This window comes from Pseudomonas sp. P4_B4 (assembly GCF_056402255.1).
Window position 1 is genome coordinate 266,268 of sequence record NZ_JBFUHS010000002.1, and the last position, 14,903, is coordinate 281,170.

The 14,903-nt window shown below is 55.8% G+C and carries 16 protein-coding genes and 1 tRNA gene; 7 read left to right on the forward strand and 10 right to left on the reverse strand.

From position 1 onward, the window contains the following. Positions 1-46: 46 nt before the first annotated feature. Complete coding sequence (locus tag AC1DVE_RS03505; protein ID WP_223454319.1) at positions 47-1,330, reverse strand: NAD(P)/FAD-dependent oxidoreductase; 1,284 nt, start codon at positions 1,328-1,330, stop codon at positions 47-49. A 184-nt stretch (positions 1,331-1,514) separates the two neighbouring features. Between AC1DVE_RS03505 and AC1DVE_RS03510 the strand changes: the two genes are divergently transcribed. Next, a tRNA-Val gene (locus tag AC1DVE_RS03510) sits at positions 1,515-1,591 on the forward strand. A gap of 86 nt (positions 1,592-1,677) precedes the next feature. On the opposite strand, the gene AC1DVE_RS03515 is transcribed toward AC1DVE_RS03510, so the two are convergent. Beyond that, entirely contained in the window at positions 1,678-1,860 is a 183-nt protein-coding gene (locus AC1DVE_RS03515) for a hypothetical protein (RefSeq protein WP_223532629.1), read from the reverse strand. A gap of 1,337 nt (positions 1,861-3,197) precedes the next feature. Beyond that, a complete protein-coding gene (locus AC1DVE_RS03520; protein WP_223454321.1) occupies positions 3,198-3,617 on the reverse strand; it encodes a hypothetical protein in 420 nt (139 codons plus the stop codon). Between the two features lie 1,009 nt (positions 3,618-4,626). Between AC1DVE_RS03520 and AC1DVE_RS03525 the strand changes: the two genes are divergently transcribed. Beyond that, positions 4,627-5,283 carry a serine protease gene (locus AC1DVE_RS03525; protein WP_223454323.1) on the forward strand — a complete coding sequence of 219 codons (657 nt, stop codon included), beginning with the start codon at positions 4,627-4,629 and terminating at the stop codon, positions 5,281-5,283. Between the two features lie 448 nt (positions 5,284-5,731). Here AC1DVE_RS03525 and AC1DVE_RS03530 read toward each other — a convergent pair whose 3' ends face one another. Together AC1DVE_RS03530 and AC1DVE_RS03535 are read right to left on the reverse strand one after the other, a co-directional pair. Further along, positions 5,732-7,156 carry a DUF1254 domain-containing protein gene (locus AC1DVE_RS03530; RefSeq protein ID WP_223454325.1) on the reverse strand — a complete coding sequence of 475 codons (1,425 nt, stop codon included), beginning with the start codon at positions 7,154-7,156 and terminating at the stop codon, positions 5,732-5,734. Positions 7,157-7,451: 295 nt separating this feature from the next. Continuing rightward, positions 7,452-7,670: a hypothetical protein gene (locus tag AC1DVE_RS03535; RefSeq protein ID WP_223454327.1), complete on the reverse strand. Its 219-nt coding sequence runs from the start codon at positions 7,668-7,670 to the stop codon at positions 7,452-7,454. Between the two features lie 251 nt (positions 7,671-7,921). Here AC1DVE_RS03535 and AC1DVE_RS03540 point away from each other — a divergent pair, with 251 nt between their 5' ends. Beyond that, on the forward strand, positions 7,922-8,116 hold the full coding sequence (locus AC1DVE_RS03540) for a hypothetical protein (protein WP_150727129.1): 195 nt from the start codon (positions 7,922-7,924) through the stop codon (positions 8,114-8,116). A gap of 75 nt (positions 8,117-8,191) precedes the next feature. Here the strand turns inward: AC1DVE_RS03540 and AC1DVE_RS03545 are convergent, their stop codons facing one another. Further along, complete coding sequence (locus AC1DVE_RS03545) at positions 8,192-8,944, reverse strand: carbonic anhydrase (protein ID WP_223542931.1); 753 nt, start codon at positions 8,942-8,944, stop codon at positions 8,192-8,194. Between the two features lie 203 nt (positions 8,945-9,147). Here AC1DVE_RS03545 and AC1DVE_RS03550 point away from each other — a divergent pair, with 203 nt between their 5' ends. Next, positions 9,148-9,603, forward strand: a complete 456-nt coding sequence (locus AC1DVE_RS03550; RefSeq protein WP_223454331.1) for a DUF2214 family protein — start codon at positions 9,148-9,150, stop codon at positions 9,601-9,603. A gap of 185 nt (positions 9,604-9,788) precedes the next feature. On the opposite strand, the gene csrA is transcribed toward AC1DVE_RS03550, so the two are convergent. Beyond that, positions 9,789-9,980, reverse strand: coding sequence for a carbon storage regulator CsrA (gene csrA, locus AC1DVE_RS03555; RefSeq protein WP_053161267.1), 192 nt, complete (start codon positions 9,978-9,980; stop codon positions 9,789-9,791). Between the two features lie 250 nt (positions 9,981-10,230). On the opposite strand from csrA, the gene AC1DVE_RS03560 reads away from it, so the two are divergent. Continuing rightward, on the forward strand, positions 10,231-10,596 hold the full coding sequence (locus AC1DVE_RS03560; RefSeq protein ID WP_223454333.1) for an SPOR domain-containing protein: 366 nt from the start codon (positions 10,231-10,233) through the stop codon (positions 10,594-10,596). 82 nt (positions 10,597-10,678) lie between these two features. Here AC1DVE_RS03560 and AC1DVE_RS03565 read toward each other — a convergent pair whose 3' ends face one another. The 3 genes from AC1DVE_RS03565 to AC1DVE_RS03575 all read right to left on the reverse strand — a co-directional run bounded on the left by AC1DVE_RS03565 (position 10,679) and on the right by AC1DVE_RS03575 (position 12,913). Continuing rightward, positions 10,679-11,368: an endonuclease gene (locus AC1DVE_RS03565; RefSeq protein ID WP_223454335.1), complete on the reverse strand. Its 690-nt coding sequence runs from the start codon at positions 11,366-11,368 to the stop codon at positions 10,679-10,681. 4 nt (positions 11,369-11,372) lie between these two features. Continuing rightward, the gene (locus AC1DVE_RS03570) at positions 11,373-11,642 is read right to left on the reverse strand and encodes a DUF1654 domain-containing protein (protein WP_223454337.1); all 270 of its coding nucleotides are present in this window, start codon (positions 11,640-11,642) and stop codon (positions 11,373-11,375) included. A 182-nt stretch (positions 11,643-11,824) separates the two neighbouring features. Continuing rightward, positions 11,825-12,913, reverse strand: coding sequence for an asparaginase (locus AC1DVE_RS03575; RefSeq protein ID WP_223532635.1), 1,089 nt, complete (start codon positions 12,911-12,913; stop codon positions 11,825-11,827). A 352-nt stretch (positions 12,914-13,265) separates the two neighbouring features. Here AC1DVE_RS03575 and AC1DVE_RS03580 point away from each other — a divergent pair, with 352 nt between their 5' ends. Together AC1DVE_RS03580 and AC1DVE_RS03585 are read left to right on the forward strand one after the other, a co-directional pair. Beyond that, a complete protein-coding gene (locus AC1DVE_RS03580) occupies positions 13,266-13,727 on the forward strand; it encodes a hypothetical protein (RefSeq protein WP_223454341.1) in 462 nt (153 codons plus the stop codon). A 192-nt stretch (positions 13,728-13,919) separates the two neighbouring features. Continuing rightward, entirely contained in the window at positions 13,920-14,876 is a 957-nt protein-coding gene (locus tag AC1DVE_RS03585) for a sugar ABC transporter substrate-binding protein (RefSeq protein WP_223454342.1), read from the forward strand. Positions 14,877-14,903: the final 27 nt, after the last annotated feature.

Below are 14,903 nucleotides of genomic sequence, written 5' to 3' on the forward strand. Positions count from 1 at the left end.
ATCGCCGCCCGGAGCAGGCTCGCTCCTACAATGTATTGCGTGCCGCTTAGTACCCGAACCTGTCGCGCAATCCGTAGTACCAGGCGCCCAGTGCCGCGAATGGGGTACGCAGCATTTGTCCGCCGGGGAACGGGTAGTGGGGCAGGTCGGCAAACGCATCAAAACGCTCGGCCTGGCCGCGCAGCGCTTCGGCCAGGACCTTGCCCGCCAGATGCGTGTAGGTCACGCCATGGCCGCTGCAACCCTGGGAATAGTAGATGTTGTCGCCCAGCCGTCCGACCTGAGGCAGGCGCGACAGGGTCAGCAGGAAGTTGCCCGTCCACGCGTAATCGATCTTCACGTCCTTGAGCTGCGGGAATGCCTTGAGCATCTTCGGCCGGATGATCGCTTCGATGTTCGCCGGATCCCGCGCGCCATACACCACGCCACCACCGAAAATCAGGCGCTTGTCACCGCTCAGGCGGTAGTAGTCGAGCAAGTAATTGCAGTCTTCGACACAGTAATCCTGGGGCAGCAGGGTCTGTGCCAGTTCTTCGCCCAATGGCTCGGTGGTAATCACCTGTGTGCCGCAAGGCATCGACTTGGCGGCCAGTTCCGGCACCAGGTTGCCCAGATAAGCGTTGCCGGCGACGATGATGAATTTGGCCCGGACCTTACCCTGCGGCGTGTGCACCACCGGATTCGCGCCGCGCACGATGCGCACAGCGGGCGACTGCTCGTAAATCGTGCCACCCAGGGACTCGACCGCCGCCGCTTCACCCAGTGTCAGGTTAAGCGGATGGATGTGGCCGCCACTCATGTCGAGCATCCCGCCGACGTACTGATCGCAAGCAACCACCTCGCGGATGCGGCGTTGATCCATCAACTCAAGCTGGGTGTGCCCGAAACGCTCCCACAGGCGCTTCTGGGATTCGAGATGCCCCATCTGCTTGGCGGTCATCGCGGCGAACACGCCACCGTCCTTCAAGTCGCACTGAATGTTGTACCTGGCGACCCGCTCACGAATGATTCGCCCACCCTCGAACGCCATCTGCCCCAGCAACTGGGCCTGCTTGGGACCGACCGTGCGCTCGATGACATCGATATCGCGGCTATAGCTGTTAACGATCTGGCCGCCATTACGCCCGGACGCCCCGAATCCCACCCTGGCGGCTTCGAGCACCGTGACCTTGAAACCGTTCTCGAGCAGAAAGAGGGCAGAGGACAGCCCCGTATAACCGGCGCCAATCACACAGACATCGGTCTCCACGTCATCCTGCAACGCCGGGCGCGGTGGAACCGCATTGGCCGATGCGGCGTAGTAGGACTCGGGGTAGGGAGTGTTAGCCATCCGGCAGCCTCTGTTTAATATATTTTACGAGTGCGTTGATCCTACCCGAGTTGAAAATCGCCCGCCAGCCACCCGGAAAATCTTCTTTGTACCGGCAAAATTAAATATTTTGCATATTCATAGGGTTAGCTCGAAAAAAGGTGTTGACACCCCTCCGGAATTCCGTAGAATGCCGCCTCACAGCAGGCACGTAGCTCAGTTGGTTAGAGCACCACCTTGACATGGTGGGGGTCGTTGGTTCGAGTCCAATCGCGCCTACCAAACAAAATCCGCTCTGCTGGGCGGTCTAGAAGGGCTCACCGAAAGGTGGGCCCTTTTTTGTTGCCTGCGATTTGCAAAACACCCACTCAAAACGCCAACTCGGCGCCCATCTCCAGGTACTCGATGTTCTTTTCGTCGTGCCCCTCCTGATAGTGCTTTGTCATCTTCTCGTCTGCATGCCCCATCAGCGCCTGAATGTACTCCTGTGGGAAATTCTGCTGTTCGTACAGCCATGGCGGGGCGTTGTGCGACTCAATTCGGCTACGCATCACCGTTGCCCGGGCCTCCTTGGTCGGCGGCGAGTACGTGCCGCGCCAAGCCTGATCGATGCCGATGTTCCGGCCGATGTTCGTGCTATCGGCGCTGGAGAGCGGCAGGTGACCAAAAATTGCCGGGTCAAGTATCCGCAGGCCGTGAAGCTTGCACGTGGGGCGTCCTATGCCGGGGCATGCCCGGGCGGTGGAGGGGTGGGAATCGTCTATAGTTAGGGGTCCAGCCAATGGAGGTAGATATGGAATGCCTAATTTGCGATGAGCCTGCTTCGGACGTCAATGCTGGTGATGATTACCAGGAAAGAGCATGCACGAAGTGCGGACACTATCGAATTACCCATACAGCGCTTGTTTGGATGGAAACCCATGGCTGGCGATTCGACGTGAAGCTGACTCGGGCCTGGCTCGCACATCAACAGGGCTCGGGGCTGATCCCAACTATTGATTCGCAGCAGGCTAGCGTTCTGATCCAAGCTTAAGCTGCCGCCTCTATCATCTTCCTTTCTCGCCGGCTGGCGTGATTCGTTGAAGTGGGGGTATTTGTGGGCCTGACTTTTCAGAGGTGGCCCATGGAATGGTACGAATCGCTTTTTTTGCAGATATGTACGCACGCACTATCCAGAGCGCGAGTCGCTGATCTGCGTAGGCAGGACAGAAAACTCAACCTCGAGCTTAATCAGGCTCATGAGATCGTCGCTTCTTACAGGAAGGGTGTTGCGCTCGTGTTCAGCCTTGTGCGCCGCTCGAGCTTCTTTTGTGGCCCCTTTCTCTGGCTAGGCCGCGTTGCGCAGGGCCCGCCGTATTCGTCCGGGCGCCGCCAATCAACGTCCAGATCCCGGCTATCGCTGATCTTCACGCCACCGACGTAGCTGTCACTGCCTGAGTACATTGGAGAACCCGGGCCGCCGAACACGTCGTTGAGCTTTTCCCGTTTAGCGTCGAAGCCCGCTTTCTTGGCTTCCCGGTCGGAGACGGCAGCCAGATCGAAAACGCACCGTTGTCGAAGATGAACGACTGGCAGACATCAGCGACAATGCCCATGTCGTCTTGGCGCGGGATCGACACCAGTGCATGCCGCCCGGCAAGGAAGCGAGCCCCGTCCTGTCGGGTTTCGCCGATTGGTGTGTCGATAAGTATTCACACGAAGTCCTCGCCCGCATTCAACTGCAGGCTCAATGTTAATTTTGTTCAGGATTGTGTTCGGGACACTTGGCGCTGCGCTGGGTAAAGTCATGACCGCTCGCCCGGCCTGGTGTGTTTCAGATGGATTACTGAATGGCCAGCAACTGGTCAGGGTGGGCACCAATTCAGGCAAGTTGAAGGCGACAAGCCAGCTAGTTCAGCTTCTGCATAACACCGACGCTGTTAAAGCCTCCGGTGATCCTGGCAACCCAAGCGTCTGGCTCGGCTGTAGATCCTGCCGCGCGGGCGAGGCCTCGCCACGCTCCAGTCATGTTGCAAGAGCCCGAAACTGTAATCATGATGCCTCCCAGGCCGGCGAAATACTGGTTAAGATTTGAGATCAAGCACGATCTCGCATTAATTTCTAACGAGCCGCCATCCACAGTAATCTGACCGAATGAGCCATTGGTTCCGATATCAATGTATTTGCGCTTGCAGCTGCTTGCACTTTTCCAACACATGTCTCCCTGCAAGCAATTAAAAATAGTGCAATTAGTGGGCGCTCCGTCGTACGTTTCGTCGAGAATTTCACTGAAGTAGTTCCAGTCTTCATTTCGCATGCCGGTGGACATTATGCGGTCCACGGTTTATCCAGTCGACTCCGTTATTGTCGCGGGAAACCGAAGCATTATTAGATACGTTAGTTACGTACTCAGTGTAGCGGCCACCACGAGTGCCCCATACGATTACAACGTGATCTATTGTCGTATAGGCACCATAGGCGCAGCATGCCCGGCCGATATCGTTATTTTCTCTGTTGCCATTGACTTGAATGTTTCTTGATTCGAACCAAGAGGGCGCCCGGCTATCTATTGCAACTGGCAGGCCGGCGCGGGTAAAGGCCGAGAAGTTTTCAGATGTCACAAAGTTTACGTTTGATTCCGCTTGCTATAGCAGGATAGGTACCAAGGGGTTCTCGTCCAGGATAATTACCCCCCCTTGAAATGACCTGGGTGCTTGCTACGTACGTTCAAGCCCCAAGCAGCGCTGTTCCGCCAGATGGGCCGAGAGCAGCAACTGCTTGTGCCGCGAGGTACGAAAGGAATAAGAGAAGATTCCTGGTCGGGATCAATCAGGACTTTTACATGTGGAATAATTTCAGCCAGTTGAGTTGATTCGCTATCAGTCATATTTACCTCTAGTCATGTCGACCCCAAGACAATGTTGTTTAAAGTTTCCTTAAGTTTGATGAAGTACGTCCAACTTGGCGGAGTATAAAGCCAGTTGCGGCGCTGCTGCGGTGCAGGACGATTGGACTACCAACAGCCTTCTTGTCGCTCTTGTGGGTGACGGGCATTGCGATTGATTCAGGCAGGCGTCACTAACGAAGGAGTCTATAGAAACTCTTGTTTTTTTTACTCGTCTTTAACATTTTTCAGGCGCCAAATAATTGAACTTTGGAGTTGATCGAAAAGCAATTGGCCTTAGCGCGATTTATTCATACGCGTCATTACAATCTCAGCCATAAGTAAGAAAACGTCCAACTAGAACAAGCGGCGAGGAGTACTGCAACCCTACAAAAAGCCAAAATACTGACAACAAAAAACAGTCACATTCTCCCAATTAAGTCGGTGATATATCATGATCAAGATCATGGCCTACTTTTTAATTGGAGCTGTAACTGCAGGATGCAACGGCATCGTAAAACCCGACTTTTCGGGTCCTGCCAATGATTCATACTTTTCAGTCTATTCGGGGTTTCCCGCACCGTATCTATACATGGCCTCGGCCGTGCAATGGAACGATGACTATGCGGTAACCACCCGCCACACTCCGTTCATCCCCAACGTGAAGTACAGTTGCAGCACAGGCTGCGATCTCGTCTTCATCCTGCACAAGGCCAACGGCCACTACCCATCATGGCGCGCACCGCGTGTGGGCGAGAGCATCACTGCCGTTGGGGCGAGTCCTTACCTCATGACCGCTACCGGGAAAGGCAAGGTGTATCAAACGCCGTTCGTCAATGCCGATGAACACAGCGGTGATCTCTATGCCATCCATGATGCCCCGCTGGTCAAGGGTATGTCGGGTGGGCCGGTCCTCACCAGTGACGGCTGTATTGTCGGCATCAATATCGGTTTCTACTCAACCACTCTGAACGATGTGAGCAATAACTCCGGCGTAAAGGGGGCTGAGAGGATCAGCATTTTTATTCCTTACTCGATCATTCAGCGCGAGTGGGGGATATTGCAGGCAAAACTTGACGATCCACACGGCGCGAGGTACGTGGTGAAGTAGCTTTTAGCTATCAACCAATTGGTCATCGTGTCTATCAAACAAAATCCGCTCTACCGGGCGATCTGGAAGGGCTCACCGAAAGGTGAGCCCTTTTTTGTTGTCCTGGATTTCTTGCAGAATGTTCATGACATCGTAAAGGCCATTGCGGCTCTGTGTGTTGGCGGTGTCATGCCTGCCAGTACCTAGTGGCGCTGCCAGTGGCTGCAGGATTGACCACGCAATGGATCGCTATTTGTACGGGGTGGGCGAAGGCGCACTCGGGACAAATGCGAACAGGGCTGGAATCCCTTTAAAGGCGTGCGCTGGTAATCAATTCTGCAAACAGGGCTGCAGGGTCATAATTGACGTATGACCCTGTGTTAAGACCGGATCGAATGTGCTTAATTCGCATCCGACTCCCCCGTATTCTTTTGTTGGCACCTGAGTGGGTAGCGGTACAACAACTTGCTCAATTGACTTTGACGATCTCGGGCGGGCTCCACGTCCCTTTGCCGGGAGGCAGGATGGAAGGCGTTTCCGTCTTCGGCCAATACAGCCGCATCACGAGGTAGATCAGATCATCCGGTGCAGGCAGCCAGTTGCGTTCCTTGTCCGCACCGGGCGAATCCTTCTGGATGTACAGCGTCAACGAGCCGTCCGCATTCTTCTTCATGTCGGGCAGCATCGGCGAGTTGATGAGGTAGCGATTGATCGGATTTTTGATCAGCAGTTGCGACTTGCCGTCGTACATCGTCACCGACCAGAAGGCATTGACTGGCGGGAGTTGTTCGGCGGGAAAGGTGATGGTGTAGTTGTGCTTGCTGCCGTCGAGCGACTCGTCATTAGGCAGGGTTTTGGACAGCGGATACGTGGCTTCCTCGGCATCGTTGGCATAGATGCCTGCTTGCGCGACGGCAGCACGCTTGAGCCAGTCGCCGTTGTAGAAGGCGCTGTCGCCGCCGGCACCGGCAATGTTCCAGCCATTGATCTTCGTGCCGAGATTCTTTATCCCATCCTCGACCTTTACATGCCCGGCTTGCATGCCCTGAACCACTGCGGCCTTTTGTTCGGCGGACAGATCCTGGAAGTTGAAGTCCTTGCCGGCGCCAATGCCGATACGGGCAAGTTTCGCGCGGATCGCCGCTTCATCCGGTGTAGCTGGGGCGAGCTGCAAGGCAAAGTCGAGATACTTGAAGAAGTCGGTCTTCACGAGGTTCTTGTTGATCTTCGGGAAGTCGATCGTCGGGGCGGCCGGTGGCGCAGGCTGCTTGAGATAGGTGGAAAGCGGCTGAGCCTTGTAGCCTGATTGGATCGCTACGACATTCGGCATGTCCGCCGGGTTGAAGAGCTGGGTGCGAAAGACTGCGAAGGGGAGTTGCGTGCGGGAACGAAACACTTTCTTGATGCCCTGCGGAGTCGTGCCTTTCCAATCGGGGCCGACCACCATGTAATCGCCGGCTTCATTGCCGGTGGCGCGGCTGCCGATGTAACCGAAGTTGTAGGTGTTGCCGTCTATAAGCTGCACCGTGTAGTACCGCGGCTTCTCGACCGCTGGCACCGATAGCACTATCGGCTCGCTGCGCAGGTCCATGAACAGCATGGAATATGGTGTGTCGCTGTTCGGCGAGATGATGGCCGTGTCCTTGTATGTAGCGACGTGATGCAGGCTGTCGATTTGGTTGAACGGCGCCTTGAACTGGCTGGAGTTCTTGTCCACCGCATAGTCGTACATGATCGCGTAATTCATCACGATGGGCAGGCCGTAGACGTAGCCTTCCTCGGCGATGGCTTTCGTTTCGGCGGGAGTGATGTCCGTTGCAAGGGCGAGCGTAGATCCAAAGGAGGCGAGCAATACCAGTGCACAACCAACGGCTCTCGGTAGTGGGGTTTTCATGAACCTGCATCTCCATTCGTCAAGTCGGATGAGTGAGTTGGTCAACTAACGACTAATCAGGCGCTGGCGTTTGCTCAAGGCATGAGCTCGCACAACGCACTTGTTTTATCTAAAGATGCTCACTGCTACAGACAGCGCCTGCTGTAGTGCCAGGCTTGACAATTACAATGCTTGCGCTTGAAGGACCGCGTTTGTTTGCTCGTACGGCAAGGAGCATAAAACCCTTACTAGTACCAAGAATCATTATTGGTTTGTGGGGAAGCTGACTGTGGGGTTATGTTTAGTCTATGGATTTTCAATCCACAAGTAATTGCGTGTTATTTGCTGAGCCTGGCATCCAGTTGGCGGTCACTTCGCTGTGTTTGAAAGATGAGATGCCCGAATGAGTAAAATAGGACGGTACCTCCAAGCTCCCTACGACCTGGAGGTGGCGCTCGCTCAGTTCGGTCGACTTTTGTGCTTTTTCCTTGGCCATTCTCGCGTGGTTCATTGCGATTTCGTTGAGCGTTGACACGTTACATCTCCCGGCGACTGACCAAGCGTATCGCTGGCGTCCTTAAGCATTGATTGAGTGGCCGCTGCGTCAGAATCATGTCGTTCCGGCGCTGCTACGCGCGATCTGAGCAAGCCCCAAGCCACGGATGCGGGCGAACTCCTCGTTGTGTTTTGGCAAGCGACGAATGGCGGGCCACTGTGAATGATGGCCAGGATTCTTGGTCATTCGGGCGTAAACTAGTGGTGCTGCCTCATTGAAAGGAGCCGCCTATGAACGTCGATCAAATCATCAAACCGGCATCTGTGGACAAGGCTGTCTGGGATCAATACTTCTGCGCTGCATTGATTGCCGAAAGCAATTTGACTGCCCCGGTTGTTGGCGGGGCTACTCACGAAGACAGGCAGAACCTGTTGATCGAGAGGGCCAAAACCCTCGCTGACAAAATGATGGAAAATCGAAAATAACCAGAGCCCAGCCGTCGCGCTGGGCTCTTCACATACGCGGATATGCACCGATGCTGGTGATGTGCGCGTTGTGGGTCAAACGATCAACTCTACCTTGCCACTTGCCAGGCGATAGATACCTCCCACGATCTTCAGCGCGCCTTTGCTCTGCGCATCAGTCAGCAGTGGCGAGGCCTGTTTCAGGCTGTTGACCGAATTTTTGACGTTTTGCGCGGTGGCGTTTTCCATCAAGCTCCCGGGCTGTTTGAGTACGGTCTCGACGGCTGACTTGAGTGCGTCAGTCAGTTTCGGGATATGGCCGGGGAAAATCGTCTGATCCTTGACGGCCTTGATACCGGCCTCGATGGCGCCGCAACTCTCATGTCCAAGTACGAGAATCAGCGGGGCGCCAAGCACGGCAACCCCGTATTCAAGGCTGGCCAAGCCTTCCGGGGTAACGAAGTTGCCCGCGACGCGGATGGAGAAAAGATCGCCTCGTGCGGTGTCAAACGCATATTCCGGAGCGATGCGCGAGTCAGAGCAACTCAGCACTGCCACGAACGGATTCTGACCGGACACCAGGGCCTCTCGCTCGGCTTTGAAATCATGAGTCTTGGACGTACCGCTTACATATCGTTCATTGCCCTCCATCAGTCTTTTCAACGCCATATCGGGACTGATTACGTTTTGAGGTTTGGGTGGGGCTGTCGCTTTTTCGGCTGCCTGGATGATCTTGCCGGGCAGTGTGCCGGTCAGCAGCAGGGCGCCTGCGCTCAATCCGGCAAATTGAAGAAAACGACGACGGCCTGTTGTGTTTGAAGCAGAGCTTGAATCACATGATTCACACATGATTTTGTTTACTCAGTTCAATGCGGTGAGAGTGAGTTGGTGTCGGGGCCGGTACTGTCACGGACGCTCAATACCAGCGCAGTGGAGTCTAGTTGGTCTGTCATTTTATGTTCCGGACATTGTCCGCAGATGCCGTGCAAGCAGCCATTTCATGGGCTACTACTGACAGGCTCATACAACTTCGACCTGGCAGGAGTTTCTCGATGCTGACTCACTGGTTTCTGGCGGCGGTTCATCTTCTGGCATTGGCCTTGGGATTTTGGGCGGTGTTGGTTCGAGGCACGGCTTTTCGGCGTTTGGCCGAAGGGGCGGCAGAAGTGCGCAGTGTTCTGATGGCGGACAATATCTGGGGTATTTCAGCTGTCGTTTTACTGATCAGTGGGGGGATGCGAGCGTTTGGCGGGTACGAGAAAGGCACGGACTATTACCTGCATCAGCCGCTGTTTCATCTGAAGATGACGCTGTTCGTCCTGATCTTGCTGCTGGAAATCGCACCCATGGTGACGCTGATCAAGTGGCGGATAGCGCTGGGCCGTAAAGTGGCTGTCGATACCGGCCGTGCGAAGCTGTTTGCACGGATCAGTCATATCGAGGCGCTGCTGGTGCTGTTGATGGTGGTGGCGGCGACTGGCATGGCACGTGGCGTGATGCTTGGTTAACCACGCAGCGAACGCGTCCTTCCCTGGGGTAAACCAGAAAAGTCTGACAGCAAAAGAGTGGAGCTTGCCGCTAGTATCGGCCCCTGGGGTTTGAGTGGGGGCGCAAGCGGAGGGCAATGGGGTGATGAATCTTTAGCCAGCCGTGGTTCCGGGCTGAACGGGCTGGCTACTGACTACAGCAGAATTCAGGGTTGCGGCTTTTCCGGGGCGGTGAGGCCGGCCTGAATGCGCTGATAAATTTCTTCTCGATGCACTGCAACGTCCTTCGGGGCGTTGATGCCGATCCTGACTTGCTGGCCGCTTACGCCCAGGATGGTGATCGTAATGTCATCACCAATGTTTATGCTTTCACCGACTTTGCGGGTGAGTATCAGCATGGTCTTCTCCTTGATTGCTTTGTGGGGCACCTGATTCGGACAGTGCAGAGGTCGGTGGTATGTATAGATTAGTGCGAAGTCTCACGGTTTGGGTGCCTCTTTCTGACGCGCAGATGCGGCATTAATTCCCAAGGCGTAACTATACAGAGGCCGCAACCATCATTCTCGTTGTTTTGAGTCCATTTTACGGCACTCGCGAAGTATTCATGGATGTTAAAATCTGCGCTTTAGGCATTTAGAGGGAAACGCCGTGCGCAAAATGGTTTTGGTCGTCGCGATATTGGCGCTGGCGGGATGTGGCGAGGGCAGCAGTGTGGATGCACCGAAGCCTAAGCCGGCCATGGCTGCGGTACCCGCGCCAGTGTCCGGCCCGCAATGGGATCTTGAAGTGCGAGGTGAAACCCCTCAGGCAGTCAGCGATCTGAGTGGCTGGCTGATCGAGCACAGTTTCATGTCCAGCGTCGTCAAGGAGAATGGCAATACCCGAATCCTGATGGGGCCGTTCAATTCGAAAGCCGAGGCCGAAGCCAGGCAGGATGAAGTCCGCGCCGCGCTCACTCGCTCGAAGAAACAGAACATCGAATTGCTGGTGCTTGAGCGTCCGGCCGCTCAATAACGTTCTGTAGCGCTGACGTTGAAGAAACAAAAAAGGCCTCGGGTGTTTAGCCCCGAGGCCTTTTTTGTTTCAGTGTCTGGATTCAACCGCAGGCCTTCATGTCTACCGGGCCAACGAACTCGTTGCCGCGCCCCATGACGCACCCCACGCTCTGGTTGCGTTGGCGCTCCCAGGCCTGTACCGGATAGGTTTTGTCCCAGGCTTCATACAGTTGCCGATCCTGTTTCGACAGGCGCAAGCCATATTGCTTGCTCATGTAGAAGTAGGTCCTGGCGATCATGCCGCGAATGGAAGGGCGGGGCATGACTTTCTTGGCCTTGAAGTCGACCTGGGTCAGGCAGGATCCATATTGTCCCGACTGCTCGGGCAGCCAGCCGAAACTGAAGTTGCTGCGATCGCCATTGACCTCGCCAATGCTGGGCACCAGGTTGTGCAAATCAGCCTCGGCCTTCTGGTAAATCGGGTCGTAGCGGGTGCAGTTCTTGCGGCCGCCCTGTTGCCAGCACTGGCGTTGATGGCCGATTTGCCAGGCCGGAACAATATGCTCCCACTCGATGCGGGCTGCGCGTTTGGCATTTTTACGTGGCACATAACCGCAGGCAGCAAGGTTCACCCGGTTGCCGGTGTACTTGCAGCCACAGTAAAACTCGGTGGACTGGGGAGCGTAGAGCTTCCACGCCACCTTTTTCGCTTCGGTGAAGGTGCGCGGAGCGTCGGCTTGCGCGCCCACGACAAAAAACAGGAACAGCAAAGCAAACCAGCGGGCACTCATCGACTCAATCTTCCTTCGGCACAACCCAGAAAATCTGCACGCCGCCATCGTCGCGATAGGCGAGGGTGACGTTGTCGTTTTCGTCGATTTCTTCCAGCAAGCGTTCCCATTCATCCACCGGCTCGTCAGGAAGGCGGAAGATCAGCGCTGCCCTGGCCTTTTGTGCGGTGGGAGAGTTGATGATTTTCTGAACGCGCAGGCCCATGCGTACATAGGTGTCAGGAGAGGAGGAGGTGGTGTCCACGGAATTATCCTTATTAGGCTGTACGTGCATACAGTATTTAACTGTAGGACATTTCGCAACTGCTTAAAAATCAAGAAAATCCTCTGACAGCGGTTTTTTCCATTTGGCGTAAGACGAAGGGAGTTTTTTTGTCAGATCCAGCGGCAGCCAATCGCCAAGGCTGGCGAATGGCGCACGGGGTGCCCGACCGGATCCGGTCGGGCGAGGGCGAATCAATATTCCCAGAACATCCGTTGCAGCTCTTTGCTGTCGTTGGTTTTGGTCAGCGCGACCATCGCCAGGATCCGCGCCTTTTGCGGGTTCAGATCGTTGGCCACGACCCAGTCGTATTTATCGTCAGGCTGTTCGGCGTTGCGCAATACAAAGCCGCCAGCGTTGACATGGGAGGAGCGAATGATCTGCACGCCGTCCTTGCGCAAGGCTTGCAGGGTTGGGACTACCCGCGACGATACCGAGCCATTGCCGGTGCCAGCGTGGATGATGGCTTTGGCGCCGGATTGAACCAGGGCCTTGTAGGCGGTATCGCTGACGTTGCCGTAGGAATAGGCGATTTCGACGTCAGGCAGGTTCTTGATGGTCTTGATGTCGAACTCGGAATCCATGGTGTGACGCTTGGCTGGCAAACGGAACCAGTAGGATTTGCCTTCTACTACCATGCCCAGCGGACCCCAGGCGCTTTTAAACGCTTCGGTCTTGATGTTGATCATTTTGCTGACGTCGCGACCCGACTGGATTTCATCGTTCATGGTCACCAGCACACCTTTGCCCCGCGCGTCTTTGCTGCTGGCCACGGCCACCGCGTTGTACAGGTTCAGCATGCCATCGGCGGACATCGCGGTGCCCGGGCGCATGGAGCCCACGACGATGATCGGCTTCTCGGTTTTTTCCACCAGGTTCAGGAAGTACGCGGTTTCTTCCAGGGTGTCGGTGCCGTGGGTGATCACGATGCCATCGACGTCTTTGCTGTCGGCCAGTTCGGCTACGCGGCGACCCAGTTGCAGCAGGTTTTCGTTGGTGATGCTTTCGGAGGCGATTTGCATGACCTGTTCACCGCGAACGTTAGCCAATTGGCTCAGTTCTGGAACGCCGGCGATCAACTGTTCAATGCCGACTTTCGCCGCTTGATAGGTCGCGCTGTTGGCGGCGCTGGCGCCCGCGCCGGCAATGGTGCCGCCCGTGGCAAGGATTACCACGTTGGCCAGTTTCTGTTGGGTTTCGGCTTCTTTGGCCTGAAGGGCGGTAGGCAGAAGCAGCAGGAGGGCCAAGGCGCCCGGAACAAAGGTCTTGAGTGCAGATGTCATTATTTTTCTCTTCTAGTTGTGAGACGGTGCAGATGCAAGTTCATCTAGATGCGCCCCGGGCGAATCTGAACGCCGAGGGTGCGAGAGGAAGAGCAGGATCTGTACCAGTAATACTCTGAATCGAAAAACACGCTTAAGTTAATGATTTGTAACGGTATTGCTGTTTGTGTCCGGGGCGGTTCCGGGGTCGGGGCGTCCGGAATGCCGAACATGTTTAACTTTTGCGTTCGGCTCTCCGAAACGGATCGCGGTCTTGTTTAAGATTTCAACGGGTCAAATCATCACTAACGACTAAAGAAGCACCCGCGTCGGTCGATGCTCCTTCAAGGGATCTTTTTCTGCAGGAGTTCACATGTCGTTATCTATTGGCTTCCCAAATGCCGCGGGCATCACCATCGGGGGAAAGGCTGCGACGACCATTCGTGCTTTAGGCGATGTGACAGCTGATGCGGCTGCTCAAACGCCGGGTGCAAAGGAAAGTGACGGCACCCAGGTCAAGACGGGCCCGGTAGGTCTGGGAGAAAGTGCCGGCGCACAGGCCGAATCGCAAACCAGCGACAACACCAGCGTTACGGTGAAGGTCCTGCTCAAGCGTCTGAAGGAGTTGCAGCAGCAATTGCGCGAGCAACAGCAGCAACTGGCGCAAACCCAGGCGGCGTCCTATCCGACTCCGCAAGCCAAGACCACCGCGGTAGCGGCCATTGAGGGGCAGGTTGCCGACACCAACGGCGCCATCCTGCAAGTGAGCGCGAGCCTGATCAAGGAGCTGGCCAAGGGTTCTGGCACGGGATCGGTGGTCAACACCACGGCATGAGCTGAATGCTGTTTTTCGCTAAACATCCGTGAAAGCACTTTTCCGGTCGTTGACAAATACCGGCAGGGTTCGCATAGTTTGGTTCACGCAAACGTTTGCGCGACGACAGTGATGACTTTTCATCGCGGTGGGTCGTGAAGCTTACGCCAGCGCAAGCGTTGCTCACAATAATCATAAGATCGGAGTGAACCCATGAAGCTGCCATTCGCTGGACGTCTTCTCGCTGTCGCTATGCTGGCTGCCGCATCCGCTGCATTGCCTGTCTCTTCGGCTTTTGCTGAAACCGCTGAAAAGCCGAAAGTCGCACTGGTCATGAAATCCCTGGCCAACGAGTTCTTCCTGACCATGGAAGACGGCGCCAAGGCCTACCAGAAAGATCACTCCGGCGAATTCGAGCTCATCTCCAACGGCATCAAGGATGAAACCGACACCGCAGGCCAGACGCGCATCGTCGAGCAAATGATCCTGGCCAAGGTCAACGCACTGGTGATCGCGCCGGCAGACTCCAAGGCCATGGTCCCGGTGATCAAGAAAGCCATCGATGCCGGTATCACCGTGATCAACATCGACAACCAGCTGGACCCCGCCGTGGTCAAAAGCAAAAACATCAATGTTCCGTTCGTAGGCCCGGACAACCGCAAGGGCGCACGGCTGGTGGGGGATTACCTGGCCAAACAGCTGAAGGCCGGTGACGAAGTCGGCATCGTCGAAGGTGTGTCCACCACCACCAATGCCCAGCAGCGGACCGCAGGTTTCAAGGATGCGATGGAGGCGGCGCAGATCAAGGTCGTGTCCCTGCAATCCGGCGACTGGGAGATCGACAAGGGCAACAAGGTAGCTGCATCGATTCTCAGCGAATACCCGCAAACCAAGGCCCTGTTGGCCGGCAACGACAGCATGGCGGTCGGTGCGGTGTCTGCGGTGCGCGCCGCAGGCAAGGCCGGCAAGGTGCAGGTGGTCGGCTACGACAATATCAATGCCATCCAGCCAATGCTCAAGGATGGTCGCGTGCTGGCCACCGCGGACCAGTTTGCGGCCAAACAGGCGGTGTTCGGCATCGAGACTGCATTGAAGATTCTCAAGGGCGAGCAGGTCGACGGCGGCGCCAATGGCGTGATCGAAACGCCGGTAGAGCTGGTCACCAAGTAGCCTTCTGGCGACGCAACGGCGCTCGTC